Here is a 16663-nt window from a genome sequence, read left to right on the forward strand (position 1 = left end):
AATTTGATAATTATATAATTGTGAAATGTAAGAAGTTAAATGTAAAGCGAGCCTTCGACTTCGCTCAGGATGACAGCTGATTCTAAAAGATTCTCTTTCCTTTTGTCAGGCTGAGCGAAGTCGAAGCCGTTTTGAACCTGAAACCTGAAACAAAAAAAATAACCAAATGAAAAAATATCAAATAATTGCTTTATTTCTATTTGTGATTTCGTTATCGGCACAACAGAAAATCGATCGAAAAGCATTAGTAAATCGCCACAACGTTCAAATTACGGCTATTGATACTTTGGCTTCTTTGACTGTTGGAAACGGTGCTTTTGCTTTTACTGTTGATGCGACAGGACTACAGACTTTTCCGAAAACATATCAAAACGGAATTCCGTTGGGAACCGAGTCGGAGTGGGGATGGGACAGTTATAAAAATACAGAGAATTTTAAGTTTTCTGAGACTTTAAAGGATTATCAGCAATACGGAAGGAATATTTCGTATACTGTTCAGATTAAAGAACCTAAAAGGAAAGTCGATGCCATAAATTGGTTCAGACAGAATCCGCATTTAGTGCAATTGGGGAATTTAGGTTTTGAAATTTTGAAGAAAGATGGAAGTCAGGCAAAACCATCAGATATTAAATCGATTTCTCAAAAACTGAATTTGTGGACGGGAGAAATTGAAAGTTATTTTGAAGTTGAAGGAATTCCTGTGACTGTATTGACAGCTTCTCACCAAGAAAAAGATGCAATTGGTGTAAAAGTAAAATCCGATTTATTACAGCAAAAACGCTTGAAAATCAGTTTGAGAATTCCATTTCCAACTGGAGATTGGGCAGATTTTGGAACTAAATATGAAGGAACACAAAATTATACAAGTACCTTAAAACAAAAATCAAAAACAGAAGCTGTTGTAACACATGTTATGGACAGTATTTCATACAACGTTGATTTAATGTGGAAAGGAAATGCACAAATTAAAAAAGCTGGAGATCATTATTTTGTGGTTGAAGCGTCAAATACAAATACATTAGAATTAAGTTGTCTTTTTGCTTTGGCAGCTAATAAAACGGAAAATTCTTCTTTTGAAACTATTCAGAACAGCAGTATAAAAGGCTGGGAGCAATTTTGGCTAAGCGGTGCTGCAGTTGATTTTTCAGGAAGTACTGATCCAAGAGCTAAAGAATTAGAGCGAAGAGTAATTCTTTCGCAGTATTTAACAAAAGTACAATGTACAGGAAAAGTGCCGCCTCAAGAAACCGGTTTGACTTACAACAGCTGGTACGGAAAACCGCACTTAGAAATGCATTGGTGGCATGGTGTTCATTTCGCCCTTTGGAACCGATCAGAATTGCTAGAAAAAAGTCTTCCGTGGTATCAAAAAGTTTTTGATAAAGCAAAAAATATTGCCAAAAGACAAGGTTTTGAAGGTGCAAGATGGCAAAAAATGACAGATCCGGATGGAAATGAAAGTCCGTCATCTGTAGGTTCATTTCTAATTTGGCAACAACCACATTTTATAACTTATGCCGATTTAATTTACCGTGCAAAACCAACAGCCGCAACCTTGAAACTATACAGCGAACGCGTTTTTGCAACCGCCGATTTTATGGCTTCGTTTGCAAATTATGATGCTAAAAACGATCGTTATGTTTTAGGCCCGGGTGTAATTCCAGCACAGGAACGCTTTAAGGCAATGGAAACTTTTAATCCAACTTATGAGTTGACTTATTGGAATTGGGCATTAAAAACGGCAATTTCATGGAAACATGGTTTGAATCAAAATGTGCCTGAAAAATGGGAAAAAGTTTTGGCTAAATTATCCAAACTTCCAGTTTCTGGTGATGTTTATTTAGCAACAGAAAGCGCAACAGATTCGTATACAAATCCAGAATTCAAAACCGATCATCCTTCAGTTTTAGGAACTTTCGGAATGCTTCCTGAAACTTCTTTATTGGATAAAAAAATAATGAAAAACACGTTTGATTTGGTTTGGAAAACATGGTCTTGGGACAAAACTTGGGGTTGGGATTTCCCAATGACAGCAATGTCTGCTGCACGATTAAACATGCCAGAAAAAGCAATTGATGCTTTGTTCATGAATGTGACAACGAACACCTATTTAAAAAACGGACATAATTATCAGGCCGAAAGATTAACATTATATCTTCCAGGAAATGGCGGGTTATTAACTGCCGTTGCGATGATGTGCGCAGGCTGGGACGGAACGACAGAAGAAAATCCTGGTTTCCCGAAAGATGGGACTTGGAAAGTGCAAAGCGAAGGATTCCAAAAAATGTTTTAGGCTAAAAATAGTACACCGATGATATGGATTCGCTATCGCGAAAATACGGATTATGACGGATTTTTTTTTTAATTGTATAAAATCTTGGAATTGGAATTACAAGAAAACAAAAACAATCAGTGTCAACCCGTTAAAACCCGTGTCATCAGTGGCCCAATAACAATCCAAAATAAAAAATAACTAATCATGAAAAATAAAATTCTATTACTATTATTGCTTTTATCGGTTTCCTTGTTTGCACAAAGGCAAATGGAAAACCTCGATAGAGGCATTATTGCCATAAAAGACAAAGGTCAGTTTTTTGTAGGCTGGCGCGTTTTAGGAACTGATCCTGATAATCTTGCTTTTAATTTGTACCGAAAAAGCGGTTCTAAAAAAGCAGTCAAATTAAATGACAAGCCAATTTCTGGGGCGACTAATTTTTTAGATACAAAAGCAAATGCTCAAGAAGAAAACACTTGGTTTGTAAAAACAGTTTTAAAAGGAAAAGAATCCGACGCCAAAGGCAGTTTTACAATTCCCGCTTCAAGTCCTGATAAAGATTATTTGTCAATTGTATTAAAGCCAATTGAAGGGTATACTGCAAATGATCTTTCGGTTGGAGATTTAGATGGGGACGGAAAATACGATTTGATTGTACATATGACCGGAAAAGGCCATGACAATTCACATACAGGAATCACAGATCCCCCTATATTTCAGGCTTATACTTTGGAAGGGAAATTTTTATGGCAGATTAGTTTAGGCAAGAACATTCGCGAAGGCGCACATTATACGCAGTTTATGGTGTATGATTTAGATGGAGACAGAATTGCGGAATTGGTTTGTAAAACGGCTGATGGAACAACGGATAGTCAGAATAATGTTGTTGGAGATGCTTCAAAAGATTGGGTTGACCGTGATCCAAATTCAGGGACTTTCGGAAAAATATTGAAAGGACCAGAATATCTTTCTGTTTTTGACGGAAGAACTGGAAAGCTTGTTACAACAGTTGATTATATTGCTGAAAGAGGTGATCTTGCCGGTTGGGGCGGACATGGCGGAAGCGGAGGAAACGACACAAAAGGAAATAGAATTGATCGTTTTACAGCTTGTGTTGCCTATTTAGACGGCGTGCATCCAAGTGTGGTGATGTGCCGTGGTTATTATGGAAGAACGGTTTTAGCTGCTTGGGATTTTAAAAACGGAAAACTGACTTCAAGATGGGTTTTTGACAGTAAAGATTCTGAAAATCCGTATTCTGGAATGGGAAATCATAATCTTACCGTTGCTGATGTGGATAATGACGGGAAAGATGAAATAATCTACGGATCAATGTGTGTTGATGATAACGGAAAAGGTTTATATACAACGGGTTTCAGACACGGAGATGCTATTCATGTTTCTGATTTAGATCTTGATCTTCCAGGTCTTGAAGTCTTTGGAATTCATGAAATTGAAAATGGTACAACAGGTCCAGGAGCTACCGTTTTTGCTGCAAAAGATGGAAAAGTTTTATTTGCAGGTTCTATAAATGAAGATGTTGGAAGAGGTGTTGCAGATAATATCGATCCTGAATTAAGAGGAGCGCAGTTTTGGTATTCAGGTTCTCCTGATTTATATGATATGAAAGGAAAAGTTGTTGGAAAAGCACCAGGCTCTATTAACTTTTTAATTTATTGGGATGGCGATACTTCTAGAGAATTATTAGATTCAAATCATATTGATAAATACAATAAAGGAAGATTGTTTACAGCGACAGGTGCAGTTTCAAATAACGGCACAAAATCGACACCGGCGCTTTCTGCGGATATTCTAGGTGATTGGCGTGAAGAACTGATTTTAAGATCAGAAGACAATAAAGAGTTGCGAATTTACTCGACAACAATTCCAACGAATGTAAGACAATATACTTTAATGCACGATCCACAATACAGATTGAGTATTGCATGGCAAAATGTAGGTTATAATCAGCCTCCTCATACGAGTTTTTATATGGGATCAGGAATGAAACCAGCGCCTAAACCGAATATTTCTTTGGTGGTTAAGAAATAGGTTTCTTTTAGATGCTAAGATTCTAAGATGCTAAGGTTCTAAGGTTTTTTTTACAAGAGGTTTTATCGTAGAGACGCACAGCAGTGCGTCTTTCTTATTTTTGTGAACGTATGATTTGTGATAAATAATAAACTTTGAAAAAAACTTAAAAGGTTAGACCAACGATTATCCACAATTTTGTCATCCTGACGGAGGAAGGATCACACAAGGAACTCCGCATGCAATGTTACCAATCTTTGTCGAGCTTTTAGTGTGATCCTTCCTCCGTCAGGATGACAAACGTTGCGCAAAAAAAAATCTCAGAACCTCAGTCCCTTAGATAGAATTTCGATCAATAAAATTAAAAGGCACTTTCACTTCTCCTTTTTCTTTATTTAAAATCATTCGCGCGGCGGTTTCACCCATAACGTTGAAGTCGGTTGACATAACGGTGATGCCTAATAATTCTTTTAGAGGTGTGTCGTTATACGAGATTACGCCAATTTCTTTTCCTAAAATATACTCTTCATCGCGAATCTGTTTCATTAAATTCACCAAATCCGATTCTTCAATAGTAATAAACAAATCACCTTTTTTCAGAATCATATCGTCGTAAACTTCACTCAAGATCTCAAAATTGATTTCGTGCTCTACACAAAATTTTCTGAATCCGTGCAAAATTCTTCTCGGATAAGGATAAACCGCTTTTTCAGGATAAACCAAAATCAGCCTTTTATATTTAGTAATTTTCGAAAGACCTTCTTTTAGCGCATTGTAAATATCATTCTCAAAATCCTGATAAATCTTGATGATTTCGCCTTCCATTCCTAATTTGATATTGTCCATAATGACCAATTTCTCTTTCGGAATGCGTTCGATTGCTTTTACAACTTCATCAGTAAAACTTAAATGTTTCAATTCATCTGTTTTAAAGTGTGTTGTGATGACATAATAATCATAAGCGCCTTCGAATTTGTCAAGCAGGTTTAGAAATAAGGTTTCGTCACAATGATAAATATGCAGATCAGTATGCGCATTTGCACCAACAGTATTTATGAAAGAACTGTAGGTTTTCATTTTATATGCGCTCAGTTTATTGAACAGAAAAAGAACATTTACCTTTGATTCGAGTTTTGTTCGGGTAATATAGTAGCCTTTTCCTCGGATAGAAGAAATAATTTTTCGCTCTTTTAAGATATTATAAGCCTTTTCGACAGTATCACGAGACATATAAAACTCCTCGCTGAAACTGTTAATGGAAGGTATTTTTTGATTTATTTTTAGATTTCCGTTGGCAATATTCTGTAAAATTGAATCTACAATCTGCTTGTATTTTGGAACCCTTGAATCTTCATCAATTTTAATAAGTTTAATCATTTTGCAGGTATTGAAAATTATGCTGAAAATTTTACAAACATAATTCTGAATTAAAATTTGGATATAAAGCTTTACTTAAAACTTGATAAAGTGCTGTAATTGTTACTTTTCTCACAAATTATATCAAATTAAATAAGGCTAATATTATATTTTTGGAGATTTACTTGATTATTACTAATTGATGATATAATAATTACGAAATCGATTGCTAAAATAGAAATTTTAAATTTATTTTTCTACTTAAAAACCATTCTTCTTCGCAATATTCTTTGGTTTTAACATAAATCCTAAAATCATAAAGGATAGTACAGGACAGTTTTCTTTTTTACATTCTCTTATTTTACAAAACCAGATTAACTATCAATAACCACAAACTAAAATTATTAAATGGAATCATTACTCGGTATTATTTTTCACTCCATTGGAGGTTTCTCTTCGGGCAGTTTTTATATGCCTTTTAAGAAAGTAAAAAATTGGGCATGGGAAAGCTACTGGCTTATAGGAGGTTTTTTCTCTTGGCTTATTGTGCCGCCAATTGCTGCTTATTTGACTATTCCAAATTTTACTGAAATTATTGCTACAGCTGCTCCATCAGTTAAAGCATTGGCATTTACAATGGGATTGATTTGGGGAATAGGCGGACTTACTTATGGTCTTGGTGTTCGCTATTTAGGAATGTCATTAGGAAACTCAATTACTTTAGGCTTCTGTTCTGCTTTTGGTGCTTTGATTCCGCCAATTTACTATAATTTCAATGCTGTAGAAGGTAAAGAATCCATCAGTGATATGTTTGCGAATTCTGGCGGACAAATGGTTTTGGCTGGTGTATTAATATGTATTATCGGTATTGCTATTTTGGGAAAAGCCGGAATGTTGAAAGAGAAGGATTTCGCAACAGGCCATGAGGACAAAGACAAAGATTTTAGTCTGGTAAAAGGATTGATTATTGCCATTATATCAGGTATTTTAAGTTCGTTTTTTAACTTCGGAATTGAAGCAGCTAAACCAATGGCTAATGTTGCTAATGAGGCCTGGAAATTAGCAAATCCAAATCAAGGCGAATTTTTGTTCCAAAATAACGTCAGTTATATCGTGATACTTTGGGGCGGCTTAACAACTAACTTTATATGGTGTATTTATCTGAATTTCAAAAATAAAACCTTTGGTAATTATACAGATACCAAAACACCAATTTCAAAAAATATTTTATTCTCAGCAATTGCCGGAACAATGTGGTTTTTGCAGTTCTTCTTTTATGGTATGGGAGAAAGCAAATTAGGCAATGGTGCAAGTTCTTGGATTTTGCACATGTCGACTATTATTTTAACGGCCAACTTTTGGGGATTCTACCTAAAAGAATGGACAGGAGTTTCTAAGAAAACAATGAGAACTTTTGCGTGGGGAATTGGATTAATCATGCTTTCGATTGTTGTAGTCGGAATTGGTAATTCATTATAAAAATCAACTAAAATCAAATCAACCAAATGTCGAATATAAATACAAATAATATGAATTTTAAGCACGTAAGCTATCTTTGGGATGACGCTAAAGCAAAAGAACTAGCTGGTGATGAGGTAGCGCTTTTTATTTATCGCTCTAATTTATTAGGAGCCGATTTAAGATTGACAAACTACGGAGGTGGAAACACGTCGGTAAAAATTACAGATAAAGATCCATTAACGGGCGAAAGCTCCGAAGTAATGTGGATTAAAGGTTCTGGTGGAGATATCGGAACATTAACAAAATCAGGCTGTGCAGCGCTTTATTTAGACAGGCTTCGCAATCTTGAAAATGTGTACAGAGGAATTGAGTTTGAAGATGAAATGGTAGAATTATTCAATCACTGTATTTTTGATTTAGCATCAAAAGCGCCTTCAATTGATACGCCTTTACATGGTTTCTTGCCTTTCAAACACATTGATCACTTGCATCCAGATGCGGCAATTGCAATTGCGGCTGCAAAAGACGGAGCAAAAATCACAGAAGAATTATTTGATGGCGAAATAGGATGGGTTGGATGGCAGCGTCCTGGTTTTGACCTTGGACTTCAATTAAGAAGCTGTTTGGAAGAAGCTGAAAAGAAAGGAAAAAAACTTCGCGGCATCATGTTAGGTTCTCATGGTTTATTTACTTGGGGAGATACTGCATACGAAAGTTATATTAATACGCTGGAAGTAATCGAGAAATGTGCTGAATATCTTGAAAGCAACTACGGAAAAAAACGTCCTGTTTTTGGAGGTAAAAAAATCGAAAGTCTTCCAGAAGCGGATCGTAAATTAAAAGCAGCAAAAGTAGCTCCAATTTTAAGAGGTTTCTGTTCATCAGAGCGTCAAATGATTGGACATTATACAGATGATGCAAGAGTTTTGGAATTCATTAATTCTAATGATCTTTCAAAATTAGCACCGCTTGGAACTTCTTGTCCGGATCACTTTTTAAGAACTAAAATCAGTCCGCTGGTTTTAGCATTAGATCCAAACGAAGATTTGTCTGATGTTGATGCAATTAAAGCAAAATTAACACCAGCATTTGAAGCATATCGTGCAATGTACAAAGACTATTACAATGCATGCAAAAAATCAAATTCACCTGCAATGCGTGACCCAAACCCAGTTGTGATTTTATATCCTGGAGTTGGTATGTTCACTTTTGCAAAAGATAAAACAATGGCGCGTTTGGCGTCAGAATATTATATCAATGCAGTAAACGTAATGAAAGGTGCTGAAGCAGTTTCAGAGTATACTTCATTACCGCACCAAGAAGCATTTGATATCGAATATTGGTTATTGGAAGAAGCAAAATTACAGCGTATGCCAAAACCAAAAGCATTGTCAGGAAGAGTAGCTGTAATTACAGGTTCTGCTGGCGGAATTGGTAAAGCTATCGCTAAGAAATTTGCGCAGGAAGGTGCTTGTGTGGTAATCAATGATATTAACGAAGAGCGTTTAGAAGCAGCTACAGCGGAGTTTGTGAAATTGTTTGGTAAAGATGCTGTTTCAAGTACTTTATTGAATGTTACAGATCCTAATAGTACTGAAAAAGCATTCGATCAGGCTTCTCTAGCTTTTGGTGGTGCTGATATTATTGTAAACAATGCCGGAATCAGTATTTCTAAATCTATTGCTGAGCATACTTTAGAAGAGTGGGACAGATTATTCGATATTTTAGTAAAAGGACAATTTATTGTTTCTAAAGCTGGAATTGAAGTAATGCGTAAACAAGGTTTTGGTGGAGACATCGTAAACATTGTTTCTAAAAATGCAGTTGTAGCGGGTCCAAATAATCCTGGATACGGTTCTGCAAAAGCGGCTCAAGCGCACTTGACACGTTTAATGGCTGCAGAACTTGGAGCTGATAAAATTCGTGTAAACACCGTAAATCCTGATGCTGTAATCTCAGATTCAAATATCTGGTCTGGCGGATGGGCAGAAGGACGTGCAAAAGCTTACGGAATAACAGTTGAAGAACTTCCAGCTTATTACGCAAAACGTACATTATTAAATGAAATTATATTGCCAGATGATATCGCAAATGCATGTTTTGCTTTCGTTGGTGGTTTATTAGGTAAATCTACAGGAAATGCTCTAAATGTTGATGGTGGTGTAGGAATGGGCTTTTACAGATAGATTGTTTAGTTTTTTTAAGTTAAAAACAAAGGTGGTTTTTTGTTATCTAACGTTCGGAAATTTTCGAGCGTTAGATTTTTTAAAATTAAAGGACTAAAAAAACGCAATAAAATAATTAAGATTAACCAAGAGCGCAATCGATATAATGTGTTACATTGTGCGCTATTAAAATAAAATGCTATGTTAATTGAATCAAACAATATTGCATCTCATAACGAGGGATTGCTGAAAAAACATCAAAATAAATTTGCTTTTACAGCATCAGAAATAGAAAATGCAGAATCGATTATTCAAAAATTAATTGATTTTCAAATCGCAATTCCATCTTGGGCTTTAGGAACTGGAGGAACTAGATTTGGACGTTTTGCAGGTGGAGGAGAACCTCGTTCATTAGAAGAAAAAATTGAAGATGTAGGTTTGCTTCATAAATTAAACAATGCTTCTGGCGCGATTTCGCTTCATATTCCGTGGGATATTCCAACAGATTATAATGCAATCAAAACGCTTGCAGCGCAGCACGGATTAAAGTTTGATGCCATGAACTCTAACACATTTCAGGATCAGGCAAATGCAGAACATACTTACAGATATGGTTCATTGCAAAACGTAAACAAAGCAGTTCGTAAACAAGCAATTGCTCACAATATCGAAGTGATTAAACACGGAATTGAATTAGGATCTGATTCATTAACAGTTTGGTTGGCTGATGGATCTAACTTTCCGGGGCAATTAAACTTCCGTAAAGCGTACCAAAATACATTAGAAAGTTTAGAAGAAATCTACGATGCATTGCCTTCAAACTGGAAATTGTTTTTAGAATACAAATGTGCTGAACCCAACTTTTACTCCACAACAGTTGCTGATTGGGGACAGTCGTATTCATACGTTCAAAAATTAGGAGACAAAGCAAAAACGCTTGTTGATTTAGGTCATCATTTACCAAATGCAAACATTGAGCAAATTGTTTCTATTTTGCTTATGGACAATAAATTAGGAGGTTTCCACTTTAATGATTCAAAATATGGAGATGATGATTTAACTGCTGGAGCTTTGAAACCTTATCAGTTATTCTTGATTTTCAATGAATTGGTTGAAGGAATGGATGCAAGAGGAATGAATCACGCCAAAGATTTAGGCTGGATGATTGATGCGTCTCACAATATCAAAGATCCTTTAGAAGATTTATTGCAGTCTGTAGAAGCGATTATGATTGCTTATGCACAAGCACTTTCTGTCGACAGAAAAGCATTAGAAATTGCTCAGGCAGAAAATGATGTGGTTAAAGCACAGGAAATTCTTCAAAATGCTTTCCGTACAGATGTTCGCGCATTAGTTGCTGAGGCTCGTTTGCGTTCAGGAGCAGCTTTAAATCCAGTTGAATTGTATCGTACTCTTGCCGTTAGAAGCAATTTGATTGGTGAAAGAGGATTAAAAACAATGGCAACAGGGTTATAATTATAAATTATCAATTGTTAATTATAAATTATGAATTCATAATTAACAATTGATAATTAACAATTTACAATTAAAAAAAAATGAATGTAGTTGCAATTTTTGATATTGGTAAAACAAACAAAAAGGTTTTTTTATTTGATGAAAATTATAAGATTGTTTGGGAAAAATCAGTAAATCTTGATGAAACCACAGATGAAGATGGTTTTCCCTGCGAAGATATTGATGTTCTGAAAAACTGGATACTCGACCGATTATCAGAAATAAAAGAGCTGACCAACTATGTTTTAAAAGCAATCAATTTTAGTACATACGGCGCTAGTTTTGTGTACATTGACGAAAGCGGAAAAGTTTTAACTCCTCTGTATAATTATCTAAAAGATTATCCAGAGGAATTAAAAAAAGGGTTTTACAGCAAATATAAAGGCGAAGAGAAATTTGCCGTCAAAACAGCTTCTCCGGTTTTAGGAAGCTTGAATTCTGGAATGCAGATTTACAGATTTAAAGAAGAAAAACCAGAGCTTTTTGAAAAAGTAAAATACTGTCTTCATTTGCCGCAATATTTGAGTTTTCTGTTGACAAACGAGGCTTTCGCCGATATTACAAGTATTGGCTGTCATACGAATCTTTGGAATTTTAAAAAGATGAAGTATCACAAATGGCTTAAAAATGAAGGTATTTCAGCTAAAATTCCGCCTTTGCATTACGGAAAAGATGTTTTGAAAAAAGAAAATGATCTGGCAATTGGAGTTGGTCTTCATGACAGTTCATCGGCAATAATTCCGTACACAATTAATTTTACAGAGCCTTTTGTTTTATTATCGACAGGAACTTGGAGTATTTCGCTGAATCCTTTCAATAATAAACCGTTGACTTTTGATGAATTGCAGCAAGATTGTTTGTGCTACATGCAATACACTGAAAAACCAGTAAAAGCAGCGCGATTATTTTCGGGCAATGAACATGAAGTTCAGGCTAAAAGATTAGCGGCCCATTTTAATGTTCCGTTTGACAGTTTCAAAGATGTTTATTTTAATAAAAAGATTGTAGCGACTTTACGATCGCTTAATTTTCAGATTATTTATCCAAAGAAATACGATTTTGATATTCTGAAAGAATGTCCTTTTCAAACCAGAGATCTTTCTTTATTTAAGGATTATGAAACAGCCTATCATCAATTGATGCTGGATTTGGTAGAACAACAAGTTTTTTCGACTAACTTAGTGATACACAATAGTCCTGTAAAGAAAATTTTTGTGGATGGAGGTTTCAGCAAAAATTCCATTTTTATGAATCTGCTGGCAGAAGCATATCCAGATGTAGAAGTTTACGCCGCATCGATGGCGCAGGCGAGTGCATTAGGCGCAGCGCTGGCCATTCATGAAAACTGGAACCCGAAACCAATTCAGAATGATTTAATCGATTTGAAGTTTTATAAGCATTAGAATTTATGGCCACAGATTAAAGACTTAATAAAGATTTTTGTTTCTCGCAGATTTGGCAGATTGTGCAGAAAAAAATCTATTTAATCTGCCAAATCTGCGGGCTAAAAACAAAATAATAACAAATGAAAATCGGACTTTTTATACCGTGTTATGTCGATCAGTTTTACCCAAAAGTTGGAATAGCAACCTATGAACTTTTGCAAAAATTAGGCTGTGATGTTCATTTTCCAATGGGTCAGACTTGCTGTGGCCAGCCAATGGCAAACAGCGGTTACGAACATTTAACAAAAGGCTGTAACGCAAATTTCATCTCCAATTTTGCCGGATTTGATTACATTGTCTGCCCTTCTGGAAGCTGTGTTTTGCACGTAAAAGAACATCTGCACGACGAAAAATTAGAAGTTGTAGCTTCAGAAATGCGCAAAAAAGTTTTTGAGCTGACAGAGTTTATAACTGATATTTTAAAAATAGATCAGATTAATGGAAGCTTTCCATTTAAAGTCGGAATGCATCAAAGTTGTCACGGTCAGCGAGGTTTAAAGCTTTCGCAGATGACCGAATTAAACGCACCATTTTTCTCAAAACCAGAACAATTGCTTCATAACATAAAAGGCCTAGATTTAGTTTCTTTATCTCGAAAAGACGAATGCTGTGGTTTTGGCGGAACTTTCTGCGTTACAGAAGAAGCCGTTTCGGTAAAAATGGGGCAGGACCGAATCAAAGATCATGAAAATCACAATGTAGATTATATTACAGGCGGTGATATGTCTTGTTTAATGCATTTAGAAGGAATTCTGAAGAGACAAAATAGCCGAGTAAAAACCATTCATATTGCCGAAATATTAAATACAATGGCTTAGAAAAACAGACCACGGATTTTACGGATTAAACTGGTTTTCGCTGGTTTAGAATTTATTAAAATCGGTGTCAATCTGCTTAATCAGTAAAATCTGTGAGCCATTTTTTAAAAAATATTACTATGAAAAAAATTGCGCTTTGTTCCATTCTATTTCTTTCAATCCTTTTTTTATCGTTTCAGAAAGATCCGTCTACTGTGACGCAGAAAGAAGTAGTGGTAAAAGCACCTTTTGAAATGCCGGCAATTAAAATTCCGGATTTTAGCAAATGCAAAGAGTTTTCAATTCTAGATTTTGGAGCTGTAAAAGGAGATAAAAACAAAACGTCTGAGGCAATTTCAAAAGCAATTTCAAAAGCCAATAAAGCTGGCGGAGGAATTGTTGTGATTCCGCAAGGAGAATGGCTGACCAAGAAAATTCATTTTAAAAGCAATGTAAATCTGCATTTGAATAAAGGTGCCATTTTGCTTTTTTCTGAAGATCCAAAAGATTATCTGCCTGCAGTTCGTTCCACTTGGGAAGGTTACGAATGCTACAATTATTCACCTCTGATTTATGCCTACCAATGTAAAAATATTGCCATTACAGGCGAAGGTGAATTAAAAGCTAAAATGGACGTTTGGACCAAATGGTTTGCACGCCCAAAAGCGCATATGGAAAGTTTGAAAAGATTATACTATTTGGCTTCTTATAAAAAACCTGTTGAAGAAAGACAAATGGTTAATGACACAGCAAATTTGCGTCCTCATTTTATCCAGTTTAATCGTTGTCAAAATGTTTTAATGGATGGCGTTAAGATAACGAATAGTCCTTTTTGGACCATTCATCCGTTCTTATCAAAAGACGTCGTAATCAGAAATCTTCAGGTGTATGCTCACGGACATAATAATGATGGTGTTGATCCGGAGATGTCTCAAAATGTATTGATTGAAAACTGTGTTTTTGATCAAGGAGATGATGCTATTGCGATTAAATCGGGTTGTGGTATCGATGCTTGGAATCTGCACACGCCTTCAAAAAATATTGTAATGCGCAATTGTACCGTAAAAAATGGTCATCAATTAGTTGCGATTGGAAGTGAACTTTCGGGCGGAATCGAAAATGTTTTTATTGATAACTGTACCGTTGTTGACGGCGCAAAACTAAATCATCTTTTATACATTAAAACCAATGAAAGAAGAGGCGGTTTTGTAAATAATATTTATATGACCAACATTACATCAGGCAAAATTGACGCCGGAGTTTTAGGCATAGAAACCGATGTTTTGTACCAATGGCGCGATTTGGTTCCAACAATTGAACGACGCCTTACGCCAATAAAAAATGTGCATTTAGAAAATATAAAAGCGACTGATGTAAAGTTCATTTCTAGAATTCAAGCTCAGAAAGAACTTCCGGTGGAAAATATTTTCTTAACTAATATAACGGCAGATAATATTCAAGGAGAGAAAGCAATTCATGAAAATGTAGTGAATTTTGTCAGTAAAAATTAATCAATAATACAATCTCGTTTGTAATAAACTTTTTAAAAGATGTCTTCAAAAAAGATAATAGAACACAGCGAAGCAGCAGCACGTTTTAACAAAGATGTGGAGCGCGTAAACTGGCATGATGAAACGCTTTGGTTTGTGCGCGAAAAGCGTGATAAATCGGCGCATCAGATTCAGGATTGGGAATTACTGCGCGAAACAGCTTCTAAAATCAAGAATAATGTGCTTTCTAATATTCACGATTATTTAGTTGAATTTGAGGTAAATGCACATAAAAATGGCATAAAAGTACATTGGGCAGCCGATGCCAAAGAACATAACGAAATTGTGCATTCTATTTTGGTAAAACACGATGTAAAGCAAATGGTGAAATCAAAATCCATGCTTACAGAGGAATGCCATTTGAATGAATATTTAGCTGAAAATGGTGTTGAAGTTATCGATTCCGATTTAGGAGAATATATTGTACAGCTTCGTAAAGAACCGCCGAGTCATATTGTTTTGCCGGCAATTCACCTTAAAAAAGAAGATGTAAGTGAAACTTTTCATGAACATTTAGGTACAGAAAAAGGAAATTTTGATCCTCAATATTTAACCGAATCGGCACGACACCAACTTCGCGATACGTTTTTAACGCGAAAAGCAGCTTTGACCGGAGTTAATTTTGCTATTGCTGAAACTGGCGAAATTGTGGTTTGTACCAACGAAGGAAATGCTGATATGGGTGCGCATTTAGCCGATGTTCACATTGCCTGCATGGGTTTTGAAAAACTGATTCCGAAGAGAGAACATTTAGGTGTTTTCTTGAGATTATTGGCCAGAAGTGCAACCGGACAGCCGATTACGACTTTTTCAAGCCATTTTAAAAAGCCAAGAGACGGCAAGGAAATTCATATTGTAATCGTTGATAATGGTCGTAGCACGCAATTAGGACGAGAAGATTTTAGAAATTCATTAAAATGCATTCGCTGCGGAGCGTGTATGAATACGTGTCCGGTTTACAGAAGAAGCGGTGGACACAGTTATCATAATGCTGTTGCGGGACCAATTGGCTCTATTTTGGCACCAAATCTCGACATGAGCAAAAATGCCGATTTGCCTTTTGCTAGTACGCTTTGTGGTTCGTGTACTAATGTTTGTCCGGTAAAAATCGACATTCATGATCAATTGTATAAATGGCGTCAGGTTTTGGTAAAAGAAGGACATACGCCAACTTCAAAAACCATTGCAATGAAGACAATGGCAACTGTTTTAGCGAATCCGACAGTTTTTAATATCGCTGGAAAATCAGGGCGATTTGTAATGAAAAATGTTCCAGGTTTAGTCAATAATAAAATGAATAAATGGTACGATCAGCGTGAAATGCCTGCCGTTCCAGAAGAATCATTCAGAGAATGGTACAAGAAAAATTCAAGAGAAGCAAAAGAGAAAAGACAATGAGCAGTAAAGCCGATATATTACAAAAAATAAAACAGAATCAGCCTGAATCTGTAACTGCTTTGCCAGACTTAAAAGTTTTAGGATCTGAAAAGTTTGATATTTTAGAGACTTATAAAACCGTACTGAAAAACATTGGAGGAAATCCCGTTGAAGTTTCAAATTATGAAGAAGTGATTTCGTATATCAAAGAGCATTATAATATTGAAAAACGCATCGTTACAACACTTCCTGAACTTTCAGAAATTGCATCTTTAGACTGGACAAATGACGATCCGTATTCGCTAAAAGATGTTGAATTGACAGTTATAAAAGCGCATTTTGGTGTGGCCGAAAACAGTGCGCTTTGGGTAACAGATGATATTTTAGGACAGCGTGTTGCTCCATTTATCGCACAATATTTGGCGATTATTGTAAACAAAGAAAATATTTATCCAACAATGCATCAGGCATATGAAAAAATAGGAAATCAGGATTACGGTTTCGGAACTTTCATCGCTGGACCTTCAAAAACGGCTGATATTGAACAGTCTTTGGTTTTAGGAGCGCATGGTGCTAGAGGATTGATTGTTTTTATTTTAAACTAATTTTTCGCCACGAATTCACGAATTATTTTTAAATCTAATTTCGTGAATTCGTGGCGATTTTTTTTTAAAATCCATTTAAATTGAAA

At 35.6% G+C, this 16663-nt stretch carries 11 protein-coding genes; 10 read left to right on the top strand and 1 reads right to left on the bottom strand.

All coding sequences use genetic code 11. The features are described from left to right. Positions 1 to 166 precede the first annotated feature (166 nt). Both GKZ88_RS10705 and GKZ88_RS10710 read left to right on the top strand, forming a co-directional pair. A complete protein-coding gene (locus GKZ88_RS10705) occupies positions 167 to 2293 on the top strand; it encodes a hypothetical protein (RefSeq protein ID WP_155102369.1) in 2127 nt (708 codons plus the stop codon). 186 nt (positions 2294 to 2479) lie between these two features. Next, entirely contained in the window at positions 2480 to 4327 is a 1848-nt protein-coding gene (locus GKZ88_RS10710) for a rhamnogalacturonan lyase (protein ID WP_155102370.1), read from the top strand. Between the two features lie 315 nt (positions 4328 to 4642). On the opposite strand, the gene GKZ88_RS10715 is transcribed toward GKZ88_RS10710, so the two are convergent. Next, complete coding sequence (locus tag GKZ88_RS10715) at positions 4643 to 5683, bottom strand: GntR family transcriptional regulator (RefSeq protein WP_155102371.1); 1041 nt, start codon at positions 5681 to 5683, stop codon at positions 4643 to 4645. A gap of 387 nt (positions 5684 to 6070) precedes the next feature. Between GKZ88_RS10715 and rhaT the strand changes: the two genes are divergently transcribed. The 8 genes from rhaT to GKZ88_RS10755 all read left to right on the top strand — a co-directional run bounded on the left by rhaT (position 6071) and on the right by GKZ88_RS10755 (position 16577). After that, positions 6071 to 7141: an L-rhamnose/proton symporter RhaT gene (gene rhaT, locus GKZ88_RS10720; protein ID WP_155102372.1), complete on the top strand. Its 1071-nt coding sequence runs from the start codon at positions 6071 to 6073 to the stop codon at positions 7139 to 7141. A gap of 26 nt (positions 7142 to 7167) precedes the next feature. After that, on the top strand, positions 7168 to 9309 hold the full coding sequence (locus tag GKZ88_RS10725) for a bifunctional aldolase/short-chain dehydrogenase (RefSeq protein WP_155102373.1): 2142 nt from the start codon (positions 7168 to 7170) through the stop codon (positions 9307 to 9309). 180 nt (positions 9310 to 9489) lie between these two features. Further along, positions 9490 to 10764, top strand: coding sequence for a TIM barrel protein (locus GKZ88_RS10730; protein ID WP_155102374.1), 1275 nt, complete (start codon positions 9490 to 9492; stop codon positions 10762 to 10764). Positions 10765 to 10844: 80 nt separating this feature from the next. Further along, complete coding sequence (locus GKZ88_RS10735; RefSeq protein ID WP_155102375.1) at positions 10845 to 12206, top strand: FGGY-family carbohydrate kinase; 1362 nt, start codon at positions 10845 to 10847, stop codon at positions 12204 to 12206. Positions 12207 to 12328: 122 nt separating this feature from the next. After that, positions 12329 to 13066, top strand: coding sequence for a (Fe-S)-binding protein (locus GKZ88_RS10740; RefSeq protein ID WP_155102376.1), 738 nt, complete (start codon positions 12329 to 12331; stop codon positions 13064 to 13066). 119 nt (positions 13067 to 13185) lie between these two features. After that, positions 13186 to 14556 (top strand): glycoside hydrolase family 28 protein, encoded by a 1371-nt coding sequence (locus GKZ88_RS10745; RefSeq protein ID WP_155102377.1) that lies wholly within the window; start codon positions 13186 to 13188, stop codon positions 14554 to 14556. A gap of 39 nt (positions 14557 to 14595) precedes the next feature. Further along, complete coding sequence (locus GKZ88_RS10750) at positions 14596 to 15993, top strand: lactate utilization protein B (RefSeq protein WP_155102378.1); 1398 nt, start codon at positions 14596 to 14598, stop codon at positions 15991 to 15993. After that, the gene (locus tag GKZ88_RS10755; RefSeq protein WP_155102379.1) at positions 15990 to 16577 is read left to right on the top strand and encodes an LUD domain-containing protein; all 588 of its coding nucleotides are present in this window, start codon (positions 15990 to 15992) and stop codon (positions 16575 to 16577) included. Before GKZ88_RS10750 ends, GKZ88_RS10755 begins: the two co-directional genes overlap by 4 nt. Positions 16578 to 16663: the final 86 nt, after the last annotated feature.

The sequence above is a fragment of the Flavobacterium sp. LC2016-01 genome, from assembly GCF_009711135.1.
Taxonomy (GTDB): Bacteria; Bacteroidota; Bacteroidia; order Flavobacteriales; family Flavobacteriaceae; genus Flavobacterium.